Source organism: Helicobacter cinaedi CCUG 18818 = ATCC BAA-847 (assembly GCF_000155475.1).
In the GTDB taxonomy this organism is placed as follows: Bacteria; Campylobacterota; Campylobacteria; order Campylobacterales; family Helicobacteraceae; genus Helicobacter_C; species Helicobacter_C cinaedi.
This window is the reverse complement of the sequence record NZ_DS990391.1, coordinates 799,078-816,388: the sequence shown is the minus strand read 5'-3', so window position 1 is coordinate 816,388 and position 17,311 is coordinate 799,078. Positions and strand designations below refer to the sequence as shown.

Here is a 17,311-nt window from a genome sequence, read left to right as displayed (position 1 = left end):
TTTATTACCTTTAATTTTGTCAATATTGCTTGGGTATTTTTTCGTGCTGAAAACTTACAAGGGGCGGTGAATCTGTTAAAGGGAATGTTTGGTGGGGAGGTGGTGCTGCCTATTGTGGTGGAAAATATATTAATAAAGCTTAAGTTCCTACCTTTTATTTCTCAAATAAGTAATAGTTTCATAAGTTTTGATATATGGGCAAATGCCATTACTGATAGCTCCTATGAAGTGTGGGGGTGTATTCTAGGAGCTTTTATTGTGTGTTTGGGCTTTAGGAATGGGGTGGAGTGGCTCAATCGTTTTAAGCCAAATTGGTTTTATGTGGTGTGGTTTTGGATAATTTTTGCACTTTCAATCAATGCTCTCAATAATGTCTCCGAATTTTTATATTTTAATTTTTAGGAGACAAACAATGAGCTATAAACGATACTGCCTATACGCATTACTGATTACAATTTTATTTCCTTGCAATGCTTTATTTAATTATGTATTTAATCCTTATGAAATTTTTACCCATCAATTTGCACCAAAAAGCATACATCATGTGCAACGATATGAAAAAATTGAATACCTAAAAACACATTATAATGACTTTAATGCCTATCTTATCGGTAGCTCACGCATAGGCCTCATAGAGCCAAAAGTAGCAGAATCCTACTTGCCAGATTCTAAATTTTACAATGCTTGGTTTTCAAGTGCTAATCCACTTGATGCGGAAATCTTCTTGCAATATCTCATAGAAAAAGACTATCCTATCAAATACGCTATTATTCAAATTGGGCTAGACCACGCCGCAAATATCATTGATTACCGCACAGCAAACGATATGCAACGCACTTGGCATTATGAGATAACGCATAAAAGTGTAAATGAATTTTATGCTTCATATCTTTTTAATTTTCTTCCAAGAGCTGTTTATGATAAATTTAAAGTCATTTTAGACTATGACGAACTGCCTCAATTTGAAGACATACACACAGGCATTTGGGGCTACACCATACGCGAAAAACAAAGAAATCAGAATCCACAAGCCTATGTCGCAAATGAGCCAAGCTTCCATAAGCCTCCTGTAAGACCACAAGATTCTATAAACAAACGCTCACTTATCCTACTAAAACAAACGCTCCACAATATAAACGCCCTATGTGCAAAACATCATATTATTTGCATTATCTACACAGCCCCTATGCACCATAGCACTATTAAACTTTTTTCTCCACAAGTAAGAGATTCTATCCTTTTACTAATGGCGGAGAACTTCCCTAATGGATTTTGGCATTTTGGCTATCTTAATAGCATAACTACAAATGACTACAATTACTACGAAGAAACTCACCATATCCCTGATATTGACATATTGAGCTTAAATAGGATTTTTCAGCGGAATGCAGATTCTATACCAAAGGATTTTGGCATATTTATTACAAAGGATAATCTCAAGCAGTCTCTAAAAACTATGCACGAGATAGAATCTCGCTTCAGCAGATAGCTCACACGCACCTACTCCTCCAAGATGATAAACTTTTCCCTATCCTTGCTTTTTGTGTTTTTGTGATTTTGCCTAAAATCTGCCACAGAATCTTTGATTATCGCATTTTTCTCGCTCAACACGCCTTGTGTGGCATTATTCAAAAACTCCAAAGCATAATCCTTCTTAGCAAGGCGCGCTGTGCTTGAACTCACTTTTGGAATATAGGTTTGCAGCTCCTTTACTCGCTTTGCAACATCTTCAAAATACGCCTGTGCCATTTTATCCCGCTCCCTGTCCTTTTCCCAGCTAAAGCCCTTATTATAGGACTTTATTACCTCATACCAATTCCCCCTCCGCACCTTGTGCCAATAGCCTAGCTCCTCTAACGCGGTTTGTGAAGCAAACTCATCATCTCGCATAAGCAGCTCTCCTACCATATTCCGCATAAATGCAGAATCCTTTTGCTTATGCTTTTTGATAATGCCCGGGATATGCGCGTGGTAGATTCCCGCTGATGGGTCAGCAAAATTTACCCTATATTCCCCCGCACAAGATTCCTTCCACGCAATAGCCGCCATTGTGTAGCCAAAGCCACTTTTTGCACCATATTTGAATGCCTTTAAAATCACTTGCTTTTGATTTTTATTAAACTTCTTAGGTTCAACGCATTTACCCTCTATCTTATGCAATGGCAAAGCACTCATCTCACCCAAAAAAACGCATAAACAAAACATACAAAACCAAACTTTTCTCACAAAATCTCCCTTATTTTCACACTTCTTTTCACAAAATTTGCCACTTTTAAATCACTTTTTAATAACAATGCCGTTACAATTACGCAATCATATCTAAAAAAGGAATATCCTTGAAATCACATTTGCCCTTGCTTATTGAGATTCTTACCGAAGAGCTTCCCGCACTGCCTTTGCTAAAAGAGCTACCACATATTATTCAAAAATGGCAGAGTATCGCCAAAAAGCACAATGTCAGCTCTACTCCTACATTGTATTATACGCCTAGACGCCTTGTGCTGTATGAAGAGGGCTTTTTAGCTCACACGCCAGATTCTCTTATAGAATCTTATGGTCCCCCTTTAAGCATTGCCTACATTGATGGGGATAAAACGAAGGGCTTAAGCAAAGCCGGAGAGAGCTTTTATAAAAAAAATAATCTCCCTTTAGAGCAAGAGCTTGAAACAAGAATAAAAGATAATAAAGAAGTGCTGTATTATGCTATTACGCAAAAGGGTGTGGAAACTTCTAGCCTTTTAGAATCTATGGTGGTAGAGTGGCTTCATTCATTGCAATTTGGCAAAAGTATGTTTTGGGGCGATGTGGAGCAAGGCTTTATCCGCCCTGTGAGAAATATCCTTATTTTACTAGGGGAGCAAAGCATTTGCGTGAATGCCTTTAATCGCCACTTTGGCAAACAAGCACAGATTTTTGTGCATAGAGATGTGAGCTTTGAGCCTTTTAAAATCACTTCCATAGAGCAGTATTTTGATACATTACAGAAAAATTTTGTCATTCTTAGCCAAGATAAACGCAAAGAGCTAATCCTTAGCCAAATCGCCGAGCTTGAATCAGCTCACAAGATTCAGGTTGAAATTGACACAGATTTGCTAAATGAGATTGTAGCTATTACAGAATATCCGCAAGCGGCGTATGGGAGCTTTGATTCTAGCTTCCTTGCCTTGCCTAGTGAAGTTATCATTACTTCTATGAAAGAAAATCAACGCTACTTTGCGACTTATAAAGATTCTGTGCTTCATAATGGCTTTGTGCTTGTGTCTAACTCCACGGCTAAAGATTTAAGCCCCATCGTGCAGGGTAATCAAAAGGTACTCAAAGCACGACTTGCTGATGCGATGTTTTTCTATGAAAATGACTTGAAAAAGGGCTTTACACCCGAGCTTTTAGAGCAGATTGTTTTTGTAGAAAATCTAGGCTCTTTGCTTGATAAATCTAAGCGAGAATCTGCCCTAGCTAACGCCCTTTTAGAATCTTTTGCCCCTGCTTTAGATTCAATAGATATGCCTAAAGATGAAGCAAGGCAGATTCTCACCCAAGCCACGAAATATGCTAAGGCGGATTTGCTTACCGAAATGGTGTATGAATTTACCGAGTTGCAGGGTGTTATGGGCTATTACTATGCAAAAAATTTTTGCTTTCACCCGCTTGTTGCCCTTGCTATTAAGGAGCAATACCTGCCCACAGGTGAAGATTCTGCCCTGCCTAGCCATATTCTAAGTGCGATTTTAGCCCTAAGCATTAAGCTTGATAATATTTTTGCCCTTTTTAGTATTGACAAGATTCCAAGTGGCTCAAAAGACCCCTTTGCCCTAAGACGCGCGGCAAATGGTGTGATAAAAATCATTAACCATTATGACTTAGACTTTGACTTACTTAGCGATATGCCAAGGCTTTATCAAGCAGGTGGCTATAAGATAAGTGATATGAAACGCATAGAGCAGTTTTTCATTGAACGCTTAGAGGGGGCTTTGAAAATCAATCCTTCAATTATCCGCAGTGTGCTAAAGGCGCGTGTGAATAACAAAAGGGTGCTAAACCTTAAAAACATTATCCGCAATACCAAGGCGTTAAATGCGTTTTTTGAAAAAAGCGATAAACAAGCCTTAGTCAGCCTATTTAAGCGTGTGGCAAATATTTTAAGCGATGAGATTAAGCCCACACATATTGATGAATCGCTGCTTAAGCTGCCGCAAGAAATCGCTCTTTTCCAAGCCCTAAAATCGCTTAAATCCCAAGCACTTACTGCAGATGTAGATTCTCAAATTACCGCACTTTTTAGTTTAAAAGAACCCTTAGAGGCGTTTTTTAACTCCGTGCTTGTCAATGATGAAAACAACGCCATTAAAACCAATCGGCAAATGCTTGTCTTTAGTGTGCATAGCGAGTTTCTCCGCATAGGTGATATGAGAGAAATTACATTGTGAAACATTTTTATTCCATTTTTTTACTTGAAGCAAAGAGTATTTTTACTTCAGTATCGGCAATGCTGATTATTTTTGGTGGATCACTCTTTTATCTTTTTCTCTACCCTACGCCTTATTATAATGATGTCGTGGCAAAGCAGAAAATCGCCATTATTGATTATGATAGCTCCACTTCATCGCGAGAGCTTATCACTTTTTTTAGAGCCTCACCGCATTTGGAGGTGGTGGAGATTTTAGATAATCCCAGCCTTGCTCAAGAGATGATAGAATCTAATCAAATCTATGGACTTATCACCATACCGCATAATTTTGAAAAGCACCTCTATCAGCAGATTCCACCCACTTTGTCTATTATGGCAAATGCGTCATATTTACTGATTTATGGCTCTATTGCTAATGCGGCTGCTGATGTGATAAGTGCGTTTAATGCTAGTCTTACAATCAAAATAGAAGAACACGAGATTCTATCCCCACGCCTTATTCCACTTTTTAACACATCAATGGGCTATATTAACTACACTCTAGCTCCCGTGCTTATTTTTATCCTACACCAAACGCTTATAGCAGGAGCTGGAATCATCGGTGGAACGCAAAATCAGCAGTATAATCAAGGGGTGAGAAACTACTACGCAAGTGCCAATCCGCTTCTCATCGTGCTATCAAAGATTTTTGTATTTTTCTGTATTTATGTTGTGCTTTTTGCGTTTTATTTTGGCTTTGCGTATGAATTTTATGGCGTGCATATCAATGCACACATTCTTGATTTTTGGCTTTTTAGCATAGGTTTTATTTTATCCACTGCCGCATTTGGTGTGTTTTTTGGCACACTTTTACCTAAACGCGCCTACTCAACGCAAATCATTATGTTAGCCTCAATGCCGATTGTCTTTTTGCTAGGATTTATATGGCCCAAAGCCCAGATTGCCCCTTGGGCGAGTGATATTATCGCTTTTCTCCCAGCCTATCACGGCATTAATGGACTTTTAGAACTCAATCAAATGGGTGCGAGTTTTAGTAGTATTTGGGGATATTTTTTAAATCTGCTCTTTTTGTGTTTATTGTATATTGGTGCGAGCGTATGGGTGATTTACAAGAAAACAAAGCGAATTGAGTGAGATTCTAAAATAAAAAAAGCACAAGCGTCTTAATCCCTTGTACTTTTATAAATACGAAGTTGAAAGCTTACTGCATTTGGGCGGCGACTTCAGCAGCAAAATCCTCTACTTTTTTCTCAATGCCTTCACCCAACTCAAAGCGGACATACTCCACAATCTCTATGCTGTCATTTAGCTCTTGAGATTTAGAATCTAGCACTTGAGCAATGGTCTTTTTATCGTCCATTACATAAAACTGCCCCAAAAGCGTCATTCTTTGATCAAGCAAGGTGCTATCAGCGATAAATCGCTCCATTTGCCCGGGTAAAATCTTATCCCAAATCTGCTCTGGCTTACCTTGAGCTTTTAAATCTTCACGCAATTGTGCTTCTTTAGCCTTCAGCACAGATTCATTTAATTCACTGCGACTAATGTATTCTGGAATCTTATGCAGTGGTTTGCCAAGCCGTTGTAGCTCTTCATTCTCTTTTTTCAATTCAGCGATAATGGCAACCTTTTCTTTTTGGATAAATTCACTATCAAGCTCTGTATAGCTTAGCACTTGAGGTTTCATCGCTGCTGCGTGCATACAAATACTTTTAGCGAGTTCCACACAGGCATTTTTTGAAGAATCTCTGCCATACTTCATAGCAATCAGCACACCCACACGCCCATTAGAATGCACATAGCCATTCACAATGCCACTGCCCTTTGCTTCTAGCGTGGTAACACGCCTAACAACGATATTTTCGCCAATCTTAGCGATATTTTGCTGGAGATACTCTTCAAACTTCACGCCCTCAACGCTCATACTTTGCAAACTCTGTGTACAAGAAAGTGTGTTCTCATACACCACCTTTGCCGTCCTATCCACAAGCTCTTTAAATGTATCGTTTTTAGCCACAAAGTCAGTTTCAGAATTTATCTCAATCATACTTGCTTTGCTAAAATCACTTGCTACTTCCACACTCACAACGCCTTCACTAGCCACTCTATCTGCTTTTTTAGCCGCTTTTGACAAGCCTTTTTCACGCAGATATTCTACGGCTTTTTGTAAATCGCCATTGGTCTCCACAAGTGCCTTTTTGCAATCCATCATTCCCGCGTCAGTCATCTCGCGGAGTTGCTTTACAAGCTGTGCTGGAATATCTGCCATTTTACGCCTCCTCTTGTGCGCTATTTTCTTCAGCTTTCACTTCATCAAGCAGTTCTTGCTTTTCAGATTCAGTTGCTGGAATCACCTCGCCTTGCTCATCTTGCAAGTCTTTATTTTCAGCCCTGCCCTCTAAAATCGCCTCGCTTATCTCTTTGCAGAAAAGCTGGATTGAGCGAATTGCATCATCATTGCCCGGGATTGGATAATCCACCATATCAGGGTCGCAGTTTGTATCAAGCGGTGCAACAACGGGAATCCCAAGCCTTCTAGCTTCTGCCACAGCGATTTTTTCCTTCGCCGCATCAATGACAAAAATCATATCCGGAGCTTTTTTCATATGACGCACACCGCCTAGATATTTATCAAGCTTTTCTTTCTTGCGTTGGAGCATTAGCTTTTCTTTCTTAGTCAGCAAATCAATCTGCCCACTAGATTCCATCTCTTCAATAATCTCTAGCTTGCGGACTGATTTTTTAATCGTGCTAAAGTTTGTAAGCATACCGCCAAGCCAACGATAATTCACATAGGGTGCATTCACAGATTCAGCATAAGCTTTTAGCGTTTCACTTGCCTGCTTTTTTGTGCCTACAAACATAATCACCTTGCCTTCACTCGCGACTTCTTTGACAATGTTGTAAGTGTAGCGGAAATAACGCAAAGTCTTTTGCAAGTCAATAATGTGGATATTTTTTCTCACGCCAAAGATAAAGCGTTTCATCTTTGGATTCCATCGGCGTGTTTGATGTCCAAAATGCACACCGCACTCAAGCAAATCTTTCATTGTTACCATAGGTTCTCCTTAAAGTTTTGGTTTGTCCTCCATACCCCTTAGCAAGATTCTCACAATCTGCAGAATCCAGCAACCTAACAAGGATTGGTATGTGTGAATTTTGTCGCCTTATTTTAAAACAATTTTAAAAGTAAAAGCACACAAAAGGGTGAGATTGTAACTCTTTTTGGCTAAAAGTTGGCTTATTTTGTAGCTTAAATCCGCGACACCACAATTTAAGCTTTATGCAAAATATGTAAATACTCAGTAGTTTTACTCTGCTTTTGCTGACGCGTGGAATCTGCTTTAAAGCGTTGGTAATCCTGCTTGACACAAGCATATGTGCCATATTTTTTCATAAGCTTTTCTATTTTTTCTAAACTCAAAAGTCCCTCATCGTTGTAGCTTACAAATATCCATTCAAATTGTGCATTTTGAAGCAAAAAATCAAGTGCATTCTCCACACAACTCTTTTTGCACCACGCTGATTTTTTGTATTCCCTAAGTCCTGTTTTGCCCTTTGGTATAAAGTCATCATACAACGCAATGGTATTAAGCAAATGATAGTTCGCTCCATATTCCCTAGCGTTATAAGGCGGATCAAGATAGAGTATATCGCCACTAATTTGCGTGATAAGATTTTGAGAATCTTCATTAAAAACCTTATGGCTATTGTGGCCAGATTCAAACACTGCAGGGCTTAGCACAAGCTCTTTTGTCGCACTTTTTTTAAGCCTTTTTAAAAACGCTCCATACACACAAGCCGTGTTTGCCACGCTATCGGCAGATTCTAGCAGTGAAGCAAGGAGGAAGTAAAACTCCGCCTCATTGATAAACCCACTTTGTTGCCACGCAGCAATTCTCTCTCTTATCCCGTCAATTTTCATCGCATTTTCATCGCTAAAATACTGCCTTCCACTCCCACCAAGGGCATAATGTGTGAAAATCTTTCCCTTTTTCAAAGGCGTGTTATTGAGCATTTCTATTAGCTTATTTGCACGGTTAATGAGAGTGTGATTAGCAATATAGTTTTGATTTAGCACAAAGCTATAATACTCTTTATCATTGCTTATCACTTGCTTGACTTTAAGTTTAAAAGCCTTGCTCACAGCCCCTGTGCCTGCAAATAAATCGCAAAAAATAGAATCTTGCAAAGGCTTGGTATTATGCTTTTTGAGTGTGGATTCTATGCTTTGCTGTAAAAATGGCAGTAATTTACACTTTGAGCCTATGTAGTTCATAAAATTATTTTTTGCTAAAGGTTACACTAGTGACTCGGCTATTCAAGCTTGTATCCTTCTCTCGATGTTTTGTAACTATGTGTTTATGACACAGGTATCCTATAGATTTTCCATCTTTTTCTTGATTTCTAAGGGCGGAATGTCCGTTGCCGCTAGAATATTCTGGGATTTTTTCCTTAATCTCATCTATTGTAAGTGTAAAAGGTGTGCCATCTTGATTAAGCCTATCAAAATCACTTGCAAATGCTTTTTCAATTTTTTTGCCTATTGTTCTACCAACTATGTTTGCCACATCTTGCTCCTTGTTGATTTTTTCTTGTTTGTTGCTCATCTTTGTGATCAATCTCAATTGTCGTGTTTTCACTCTTACCGCAAACGCCTAGCATTACACATTTTTGTGATTTGTAAAAATCTTTAATATCTTTTCGTATAGCTTGATTAAAGGCTTTTTGCGGATTAAATCCTTGCAACCTTATAGCATCAATGGCACTGCTGCTTGTGAGCGATTTATCAAGCTCTACAATATATGTTTTAGCTAAACTACTACTCGCCCGACACCAGCTCCTGCCATTGCCAAGTTGCAAAGTCCTGTATGCTCCTACAAACTCACCCACACCAACTCACCTTGAAAAGCCCTTTTCATCAGGCTTAGCAAGTTCTAAAAATAAATCTATCTTGCTCTGTTTCATTCTTTTTATCCTAACTTACTCTCACACGCTCATTTCATATAATCTTTTACGCTCACTAGAGCTTGCGATATTAAGCTGTTGGCGGTATTTAGTAATGGTGCGTCTTACCATTTTAAGCTCAAATTTCTCTTCTACAATTTTTAGAATCTTCAAATCACTCAAAGGCTTTTTTCTATCCTCGTTTTTCACAAGATTCAATATAAAATCCTTAATTGACGCATTTGAAGTATCCCCATCAATAGCAGCGGTAAAAAAGCTTTTTATAGGGAAAATGCCCCTGTCGCATTCCAAATATTTATTCGCTATGGCACGAGAAATCGTGCTTGGGGCATAGCCCAAATCTTGGGCTATATCTTTAAGCTTCATTGGGCGAATCTCCCCACCCATAAAGAAATCATACTGATTTTCACGCAACGCAATGGCAATTTTTAGAATCGTAGCCTTACGCATATCTAGTGCATCTACCAAATCCTTAGCTTCTTTTAGCTTTGTTCTTAAAAATTCCGCCCCCTGCTTGTCTTTAAGCTTTAAATTCTCTTCAATCACAATCTTGGGATAATACGCATCATTAATCGCCACTTCAAGCTCATAAGTGGTATTTTTCAAACTATCACTTTTTAGGCGTTCAAAAATAAAAATATCAGGGATAATCTCCGCTTCCCTTGGGCTAAACTCAATGGCAGGGGGATTTTTAAAACTCTTAATAGTTTTCATCACAAGATTATAATCTTTGTGATTTTTATACTTGCTGTGATTGTGTAAGTCCTTAATCACCTTAGTTGCAAGTTCATAACCCTCCCCTTCTAAGTCGCTATTATTCAGCTGAAAAAGAAAAGATTCTAGCACATCTCTTGCCCCCACACCATAAGGCTCTAAATACGCAAATCGCTGTCTTACCCTTTCAAATTCACCTTCACTTACTCCCATTTCTAAGGCAAGCTCCGCCACCGCCACATCTAAATAGCCCTCATCATTGATATTTTCTAGAATCTTAAAAGCAATACTTTGAGAAATGCTAGTAGGAAAAAGTTTAGAATCTATTTGAGATTCAAGCACTTCATATAAGCTTTGCTCACTGATATAATTTTGTTCAAATCGCTCATTAGACGCACCACTAGATTGAGCTTTATTTCTTTTAGGTATCTTGGCATTCAGGCTTTGTGTCATTTGGCTTTGCACGCTTGCGTAAGGATTTTCATCAGCAATGGCATTAAGCGTTTCTTCAAGCTCGGTAACACCACTTTGCAAAATCGGCAACCAGCTTTTTAAAGTCGTAGAAAGCCGAGCTTTAACCTGCAGATTCCCGCGTAATTTCCCGCCTATACTCATACCTTAAAATGCTCTCCCAAATAGTATTTTCTCACAAGCTCATTACCATAAATCTCTTCAGCATTCCCACTTGCTAGTAACGCCCCGCTTTTAATCACATAAGTGCGGGAGCAAACTGAAAGCGTTTCTCGCACATTATGATCTGTGATTAATACCCCTATGCCAAGCTGTGTAAGCTTTAAAATAATATTTTGAATATCACTTACCGCGCGTGGATCTACCCCGGCAAAAGGCTCATCAAGCAAAATAAACTTTGGATCTTTGACTAACGCCCTAGCTATCTCTACGCGTCTTCTCTCTCCCCCACTTAGGCTAACGCCCTTTCTAGCGCGAATAGGCTCAATATTAAACTCTTCTAACATCTTTTCAATTTTCATCTGCCTATCTTTAGGACTTTTAATGCTAATTTCAGCGGCTAACATCAAATTTTCTTCAACGCTTAAATCCTTAAAAATGCTAGATTCTTGTGGCAGATAGCCAATGCCTAGATTTGAACGCTTATGTAAGGGAAGCTTTGTAATATCTGTGTGATTAAGCATTACTTTGCCTTCACTTGGGTGCAAAAGCCCCGTAATCATATAAAAAGTTGTCGTTTTCCCCGCACCATTAGGACCCAAAAGCCCCACTACTTCACCACTACTCACTTCAAGTGAGACATCTTGGACGATTTTTGTTTTTTTAATCTGTTTGCTAAGATTGTGTGCTGTAAGCTTATTCATACGCCCACCTTATAGATTCTGTAGATTCTATTGTTTTGCCCTAGCTCTATGTCTATGCTTATGGGCGTAAAGCCATTTTGTCTAAGCAGTGTTTGCAAGTCATTTCCCCCCCATTCCACAAAATGCACACCTTGAAGCTCTAAGCATTCTAACAATCCTAGCTCAAGCATTTCACTTAGCTCCTTGCGATAAATATCATAATGATAAATCACCCCATATTTTTGACATTCATAGCCTTGTGATAGGCTAAAGGTAGGGGAGCTTACCTCGCTTGTATCCCCACCGCAATAGGCTACAAAAGAGCGAACAAGCGTTGTTTTCCCGCTGCCAAGCTCCCCACGCAAAAGCACAATAGGCGATTTAGCTACATTCTCTTGCAGAATCTCACATAGGCTAAAAAGCTCATCTTCTTGGAGTTGTAGCTCACGCATTCTCATCGCCCTTATCTTGTTTGTCATTTTGCACGAGAACTTCCTTTATCCCCACACTATCGCGAATAGCTTCAATCACATCGCGATTTTGGCTTGTAAATTTTTGTAGCCCTTCTTGTTGATTTTGTGGGCTTTGGGCTTGTGGATTCTGCAAATTTTGCGGACTTTGCGAATCTTGTGTGGCTTGTGAGTTAGAATCTTGGATATTGTCTTGGACTTGCTCTATATGCGTATTTGCACCAAAAATCTCCCGCACAAGACTTACAATAATCTTACCAAACTCACGCAATTTTTCCTTATGCTCCCCTTGGGCTACACTCTGCCAACGCAACAGCGACTTTTCTCTGCTAAATTCCACAAATTTTACATTTTTTTCAAAAATCTCGCCTAGCTCGGCATTGCGATCTGTAATCTTTTGTATCAAGGTTTGAAAATGCAAAGCCCCTAGCGTTTTTTGTGAATCTAAAGAAGGTGTTTGGGCGGGAGCTTGTGGAGATTCAAAAGCTTGGGGATTCTGTGAATCTGCTGGAGTTTGGGGGGCTTGTGGATTCTGTGGCGAAGAGGGCAAAGAAGATAAAGCAGAAGTAGAATTTAGCACCTTATTTTGATTTGCTCCAAAAATCTCATTTTCTAGCTCTTCAATCATAGTTTCTATATCTTTTACCTTTATGGCTTCTTGCATTTTCATCGCACAGAGTAAAAGCACAAACGCCCCATCGGTGTTAAGATTTAACAAACTTTTAGATTCTGTGAGAATCCTAGCAAACCTATCTAGCAGCAAAGGCGGAAAGTCGCTATCCCTTTGCAAAAGTTTCTCCTTTAAAAAGAGCATCATTTCATCAAGTATCATCTCGCATTCATATTCATACAGCACTTGTAAAATCCCACTGACTTTATCGTGCTGATGGTGCAAAATGCCTTGAAAATACTCTTTCAAAACCTGCGGATCCACTATGCCTAGCATATCACTCACACTTGCAACTTCAATATGATTTTTACAAAAAATAATAGCTTGATCAAGTAAGGTGAGTGTATCTCGCAAGCTCCCAGATCCGCTCCGTGCGATCATCTCAAGGGCTTCTTGCTCATAGCTCACACCCTCTTTATTTAAAATATTTGTGATATGCTCAACAACAAGCCTATGGGGAATCTGCTTAAACCTAAAATGCTGAGTTCGGCTAAGGATAGTCGCAGGGAGCTTAAGCGGATCAGTTGTCGCAAGGATAAATTTCACAAATTCCGGTGGCTCTTCAAGCGTTTTTAATAGGGCATTAAACGCTTCTTTACTCAACATATGCACCTCATCTATGATAAAAATCTTATAGCGTCCAAAGCTAGGGCGGTATTTTGTCTGCTCAATGAGCTTTTTAATATCATCAATCCCCCTAGAACTCGCCGCGTCCATTTCAATAATATCTATATGCCGATTTTCTAATGCCGCTACACAACTCGCACAACTCCCGCAAGGTGTGCTGATAGGACCACTCTCGCATTCTAATGCTCTAGCAAAGATTCTAGCCGAGCTTGTTTTCCCACTCCCACGCAGTCCGCTAAAAAGATACGCGTGAGAAATATGCTTAGAATCTAACGCAAGGGAGAGCGTTTGAGAGATAGCATTTTGCCCAACCAAGTCGCTAAAACTCGCTGGACGATACTTCAAAGCAAGGGCGATTGAACTCATAGTGCATTCCTTATGAAAGAGTCAGTATTGTATAAAAAGAATCCAAAAACTAACATTACACCGCTCTATTCTTGTTTTTTCTGCTCATCTTGCTTTTTTTCACCCTCATCTTGATAGTTAAAAACCGGCAATGAAAGCTTATAAAAAATCGCCAAAAGTCTAGCTGATACGCCCACAAAAAGCGTTAAGATTGTCCCCAGCATAATATCTATTTTCGCATATTCAAGCAGAGCGTAATACATTCCCCCAGCAATGATAGCAATGCCTGCGTAAATCTCTTTTTGAAACACAAGGGGAATCCGCATACACAAAATATCACGCAAGATTCCACCAAAGACGCCTGTTATCACCGCTGCACTTACTGCTATGATAAAGCCATATTCCTTATCAATGGCTACTTGTGCGCCTAAAATACTAAAGACCACAAGCCCCACCGCATCAAGTGTAAGGAATACAGATTCAGATTTGCTCACCACTCGCGGGACTTGCGTAGTTAGCAATGCCGCTACGCAGATAAGAATCACATATTCAGGGTGGGCTACCCAAGTGAGCGGATAGTGATTGAGTAAAATATCGCGGATTGACCCACCGCCAATAGCCGTAACAAGTGCGATAAACATCACGCCAAACAAGTCCATTCTATGCTTTCCAGCCGCAAGAGCACCTGTCATACCTTCTGCTGTAATGGCGATGATATAAAGCGTTGTTAAAAGCATAAATTCCCTTTTTTGAAGCTCATTTGAATCTATGGAGCTACACTCTCAAAGTAGAAGCCAAACTATATTAAAATCTAGCTATAAAAATCTTTAGTGTGGAATCACTTTTGCTTTTAAACCCACAAATTGCTTCATAAAAGTAACAATTCCACGAGATTAAGATAAAGGATAGCCCTATGATGAGATCACTCTACACAGCCACCACCGGTATGCTAGGACAGCAAATGCAAATTGACAACACTTCAAACAATATCGCTAATGTCAATACCACAGGATATAAAAAGCAAAGGGCGGAGTTTGCGGATTTATTCTACCAAGTGTTGCAATACGCTGGGACAAGCACGAGTGAAACCACCATTTCGCCAACAGGCATTGAAGTGGGTATCGGTGTGCGACCCGTAGCAGTGCAAAAGATGTTTTCACAAGGACACCCCAAAGAGACGGAAAACAACCTTGATGTAGCCATCACCGGCAATGGATTTTTTCAAATTGAGTTGCCCGATGGCAATATCGCCTACACAAGAGCAGGGAGCTTTAAGCTTGATAATAATGGTAATGTCGTCAATGCAGAGGGCTATCGGCTTATCCCCGAGCTTACCATTCCAGAGGGGGCGACACAGATTAATATCGGCACAGACGGCACGGTAAGCGTGATTGAAGGCAATCAAACAGAAGTTAATGTGCTAGGGCAGATTGAGATTGTGAATTTCATTAATCCTGCTGGGCTTCACTCTCTAGGCGATAATCTTTTTATCAACACCAATGCTTCAGGCGATCCCGTAGCGGGAGTGCCCGGATTAGATGGCTTTGGGCAGTTGCGACAGGGATTTTTAGAGCTAAGTAATGTAAAGCTTGTAGAAGAGATGACGGATCTTATCACGGGGCAGAGAGCCTATGAAGCCAACTCAAAAAGCATTCAAACCGCAGATTCTATGCTACAAACCGTTAATGGCTTAAAACGATAGGTTGAGTAAAAAGCAAGTAAAAGGAGTGAGTGATGTTTGATAATTTTCCAAAGACTAGAAGTCCATTGCCACAAACTTATCAGGCTATCTATGAGCAACATTATAAGAACAATAGAGATGGATAAGGAACGGCAAGTGGCTTAGCCCAAAAATTAGAGCGTTGGCTACATTACAAAGTAGCCAATGACACACAAGGCATTAGTGGGCATAAAACCCTAGAAATAGGTGCAGGAACGCTTAATCAAATATCCTATGAAAGCGATTTCACACATGTATGATATTATAGAGCCATTCAAAGCCCTTTATAAAGATTCCCCAAAACTCCAACATATCAATGCCATATATAAAGATATTGCAGAAATAGCACAAAGCAGTGATATTAACGGGGGGGGGGGTAAATACAAATGCCGATAAAATAAGTGCATTTGCTAAATCCCACATAGAATCCCCTGCTTCCCTTGAATCCACGCAATCCATTAAATCCCAAATCCAAAGCCCATTTTATGACAGAATCATCTCTTGTGCGGTTTTAGAACATATTGCAAACTTGCCTGAAATAGTAGCACACCCGTGCTTGTTGCTGAAAGATGATGGCGTGTTTTCCGCTGCTATCCCAAGCCAAGCTAGATTATGATGTCATTATGAATTATGAGCATATCAACACACAAGCTGAAATTGTTGAAATATGCGATTATTTCTTTGATTCTGTGAAAAAGTCGCTTTTTGGCATGTGTGATGAGCTTTCAATCTACACGCACCTTTCTTGCAGGAAGCCAAACAGACAGAGGGTAAAGGATTATCTCGCCCTGCTTAAGTCTTAGCTCAATTTTTAGAATCCCGCTTTATATTGGTGTGTTGTTTTTAGAAATATTTTATTTTCTGCAGCTCATAAAAAATCTTATCCGCTACAAGCTTGTAGCCATTTGGCAGTAAATGCACATCGGCTTTGGCTAAGGCGGCTTCCTCCCACTTTTTCTTACCCCCACTTTGATTGATAAAGCCCTCCAGATCAAAGAGCATTGTTTGCTTTTGTTCAGCCACTTTGATAACCGCCTCTCTCACGCCCTTAGCGTTTTTACTCATCTTATACACTGCTTTTTTACGCCTTGAGGCATTGCTTACCTTTTGCACCACAGGGGGCGGGGTAAGGAGCAAAATACTAGCAGTTGGATTAGCCTCCCTTATATTGTCAATCAAATCGCTGTAATTTTTCACAAAAAGCGATTCGTTAAAGGTATCATACAACGCGTCATTTGAACCATAGCAAAGGATAACTAAATCCGCAGGAAGAAAACGCATTTGCTGCATAAAAAGTGCCTTATCCCATTTTAGCCATAAATTTGAACGCGCCCCATTTATGCCAAGATTCTCAACAAGATTATTATTTTCATCTGTAAGGAAAAATCCGCCAAGCAACACCTTTTCATTTAACGCACGGATTGTGGCGGGATAGTGTAGGCTAAGGCTCAAAAACTGCCACACAAAAGGGCGTTTAGCATTGATAATAAAGCGTTGATTATGAGAATCTTCCACGATTAAAGCAGATTCTTTGTTGGGAGATTTAAAAATGATTTTTGTCTCTATGGGGTTTGTGGATTTTTGCGGACTAAGTGTGATGGAGGCAGGAAGCTCAAGGGGCTTAGCTACCACGCCACCTAGCGGATATTCATCAAGCTCGTGTAAGCGGGAGTTTAGAATCTCAAAATTCTCACTCTCATATTTTAGGGCGATATTTTGATGATAGTTTGGATAGAGCGGATACACAAAGCCTAGCGTGTAGTCCTTAAAGAGTAGCCCACGCAACCGATGAGAGAAAAAATCCCCCGCAATGTGAGAATCCCCCAAAACACGAATGCTAAGATTCTGCCTACTTTCAAGCTTTTGCTGTAAAGCTTTTGGAATATCGGCTTGATAATTCACAATGCCTTGTGTGGATTCTAAAAGCTTTTTGCTCACATTGGCAATCTTAGGCTCACTCTGCTCACTTATAGCCTTTGCAATGAGTTTGAGCGGATATTCTTCACCCATACACACATTCACACACGCACTCACGCAAAGTATAAGGGCAGTGATGAGCTTTTTCATTCCATTACC

Annotated in this window: 19 protein-coding genes and 1 pseudogene; 8 read left to right on the top strand and 12 right to left on the bottom strand. The window is 39.8% G+C overall.

Translation table 11 applies throughout. The annotated features are described in order from the left end of the window. Both HCCG_RS12165 and HCCG_RS04165 read left to right on the top strand, forming a co-directional pair. Nucleotides 1–402: pseudogene (locus HCCG_RS12165) on the top strand (MBOAT family O-acyltransferase); the annotation flags it as partial. Nucleotides 403–412: 10 nt separating this feature from the next. Continuing rightward, nucleotides 413–1,489, top strand: a complete 1,077-nt coding sequence (locus HCCG_RS04165; protein ID WP_015453206.1) for a hypothetical protein — start codon at nucleotides 413–415, stop codon at nucleotides 1,487–1,489. An 11-nt stretch (nucleotides 1,490–1,500) separates the two neighbouring features. Here the strand turns inward: HCCG_RS04165 and HCCG_RS04160 are convergent, their stop codons facing one another. After that, on the bottom strand, nucleotides 1,501–2,226 hold the full coding sequence (locus tag HCCG_RS04160; protein ID WP_002956183.1) for a hypothetical protein: 726 nt from the start codon (nucleotides 2,224–2,226) through the stop codon (nucleotides 1,501–1,503). A gap of 110 nt (nucleotides 2,227–2,336) precedes the next feature. Between HCCG_RS04160 and glyS the strand changes: the two genes are divergently transcribed. Both glyS and HCCG_RS04150 read left to right on the top strand, forming a co-directional pair. Further along, nucleotides 2,337–4,427, top strand: a complete 2,091-nt coding sequence (gene glyS / locus HCCG_RS04155) for a glycine--tRNA ligase subunit beta (protein ID WP_002956182.1) — start codon at nucleotides 2,337–2,339, stop codon at nucleotides 4,425–4,427. Continuing rightward, entirely contained in the window at nucleotides 4,424–5,542 is a 1,119-nt protein-coding gene (locus tag HCCG_RS04150; protein ID WP_002956181.1) for an ABC transporter permease, read from the top strand. Before glyS ends, HCCG_RS04150 begins: the two co-directional genes overlap by 4 nt. 67 nt (nucleotides 5,543–5,609) lie before the next feature. Here the strand turns inward: HCCG_RS04150 and tsf are convergent, their stop codons facing one another. From tsf to HCCG_RS04100, 10 genes are all read right to left on the bottom strand, one after another. Then, on the bottom strand, nucleotides 5,610–6,677 hold the full coding sequence (tsf, locus tag HCCG_RS04145) for a translation elongation factor Ts (protein ID WP_002956180.1): 1,068 nt from the start codon (nucleotides 6,675–6,677) through the stop codon (nucleotides 5,610–5,612). Between the two features lies 1 nt (nucleotide 6,678). Then, the gene (rpsB, locus tag HCCG_RS04140) at nucleotides 6,679–7,467 is read right to left on the bottom strand and encodes a 30S ribosomal protein S2 (protein ID WP_002956179.1); all 789 of its coding nucleotides are present in this window, start codon (nucleotides 7,465–7,467) and stop codon (nucleotides 6,679–6,681) included. Between the two features lie 215 nt (nucleotides 7,468–7,682). Beyond that, nucleotides 7,683–8,687, bottom strand: coding sequence for a DNA adenine methylase (locus tag HCCG_RS04135; RefSeq protein ID WP_002956178.1), 1,005 nt, complete (start codon nucleotides 8,685–8,687; stop codon nucleotides 7,683–7,685). A gap of 4 nt (nucleotides 8,688–8,691) precedes the next feature. Further along, a complete protein-coding gene (locus tag HCCG_RS04130; RefSeq protein WP_015453205.1) occupies nucleotides 8,692–8,979 on the bottom strand; it encodes a hypothetical protein in 288 nt (95 codons plus the stop codon). After that, nucleotides 8,960–9,301 (bottom strand): type II restriction endonuclease, encoded by a 342-nt coding sequence (locus tag HCCG_RS04125; protein ID WP_230197863.1) that lies wholly within the window; start codon nucleotides 9,299–9,301, stop codon nucleotides 8,960–8,962. Before HCCG_RS04125 ends, HCCG_RS04130 begins: the two co-directional genes overlap by 20 nt. Nucleotides 9,302–9,397: 96 nt before the next feature. Continuing rightward, on the bottom strand, nucleotides 9,398–10,705 hold the full coding sequence (locus tag HCCG_RS04120) for an RNA polymerase factor sigma-54 (protein ID WP_002956175.1): 1,308 nt from the start codon (nucleotides 10,703–10,705) through the stop codon (nucleotides 9,398–9,400). Next, a complete protein-coding gene (gene lptB, locus HCCG_RS04115) occupies nucleotides 10,702–11,424 on the bottom strand; it encodes an LPS export ABC transporter ATP-binding protein (RefSeq protein ID WP_002956174.1) in 723 nt (240 codons plus the stop codon). The genes HCCG_RS04120 and lptB overlap by 4 nt, the downstream gene beginning before the upstream one ends. After that, the gene (gene tsaE / locus HCCG_RS04110; RefSeq protein ID WP_230197859.1) at nucleotides 11,421–11,882 is read right to left on the bottom strand and encodes a tRNA (adenosine(37)-N6)-threonylcarbamoyltransferase complex ATPase subunit type 1 TsaE; all 462 of its coding nucleotides are present in this window, start codon (nucleotides 11,880–11,882) and stop codon (nucleotides 11,421–11,423) included. The genes lptB and tsaE overlap by 4 nt, the downstream gene beginning before the upstream one ends. Next, the gene (locus HCCG_RS04105; RefSeq protein WP_014666217.1) at nucleotides 11,848–13,536 is read right to left on the bottom strand and encodes a DNA polymerase III subunit gamma/tau; all 1,689 of its coding nucleotides are present in this window, start codon (nucleotides 13,534–13,536) and stop codon (nucleotides 11,848–11,850) included. The genes tsaE and HCCG_RS04105 overlap by 35 nt, the downstream gene beginning before the upstream one ends. A 65-nt stretch (nucleotides 13,537–13,601) precedes the next feature. Beyond that, the gene (locus HCCG_RS04100; protein ID WP_002956171.1) at nucleotides 13,602–14,252 is read right to left on the bottom strand and encodes a trimeric intracellular cation channel family protein; all 651 of its coding nucleotides are present in this window, start codon (nucleotides 14,250–14,252) and stop codon (nucleotides 13,602–13,604) included. A 176-nt stretch (nucleotides 14,253–14,428) separates the two neighbouring features. On the opposite strand from HCCG_RS04100, the gene flgG reads away from it, so the two are divergent. The 4 genes from flgG (at nucleotide 14,429) to HCCG_RS04085 (ending at nucleotide 16,038) form a co-directional block, all read left to right on the top strand. Then, nucleotides 14,429–15,217, top strand: a complete 789-nt coding sequence (gene flgG, locus HCCG_RS04095) for a flagellar basal-body rod protein FlgG (protein ID WP_002956170.1) — start codon at nucleotides 14,429–14,431, stop codon at nucleotides 15,215–15,217. A 252-nt stretch (nucleotides 15,218–15,469) separates the two neighbouring features. Then, nucleotides 15,470–15,631 carry a hypothetical protein gene (locus HCCG_RS12160; protein ID WP_015453203.1) on the top strand — a complete coding sequence of 54 codons (162 nt, stop codon included), beginning with the start codon at nucleotides 15,470–15,472 and terminating at the stop codon, nucleotides 15,629–15,631. After that, nucleotides 15,591–15,851, top strand: coding sequence for a methyltransferase domain-containing protein (locus tag HCCG_RS11665; RefSeq protein ID WP_002956168.1), 261 nt, complete (start codon nucleotides 15,591–15,593; stop codon nucleotides 15,849–15,851). The genes HCCG_RS12160 and HCCG_RS11665 overlap by 41 nt, the downstream gene beginning before the upstream one ends. Before the next feature lie 7 nt (nucleotides 15,852–15,858). After that, on the top strand, nucleotides 15,859–16,038 hold the full coding sequence (locus HCCG_RS04085; RefSeq protein ID WP_230197855.1) for a methyltransferase: 180 nt from the start codon (nucleotides 15,859–15,861) through the stop codon (nucleotides 16,036–16,038). 40 nt (nucleotides 16,039–16,078) lie between these two features. On the opposite strand, the gene HCCG_RS04080 is transcribed toward HCCG_RS04085, so the two are convergent. Beyond that, nucleotides 16,079–17,302 (bottom strand): GDSL-type esterase/lipase family protein, encoded by a 1,224-nt coding sequence (locus HCCG_RS04080; RefSeq protein WP_002956166.1) that lies wholly within the window; start codon nucleotides 17,300–17,302, stop codon nucleotides 16,079–16,081. Between the last annotated feature and the right edge of the window lie 9 nt (nucleotides 17,303–17,311).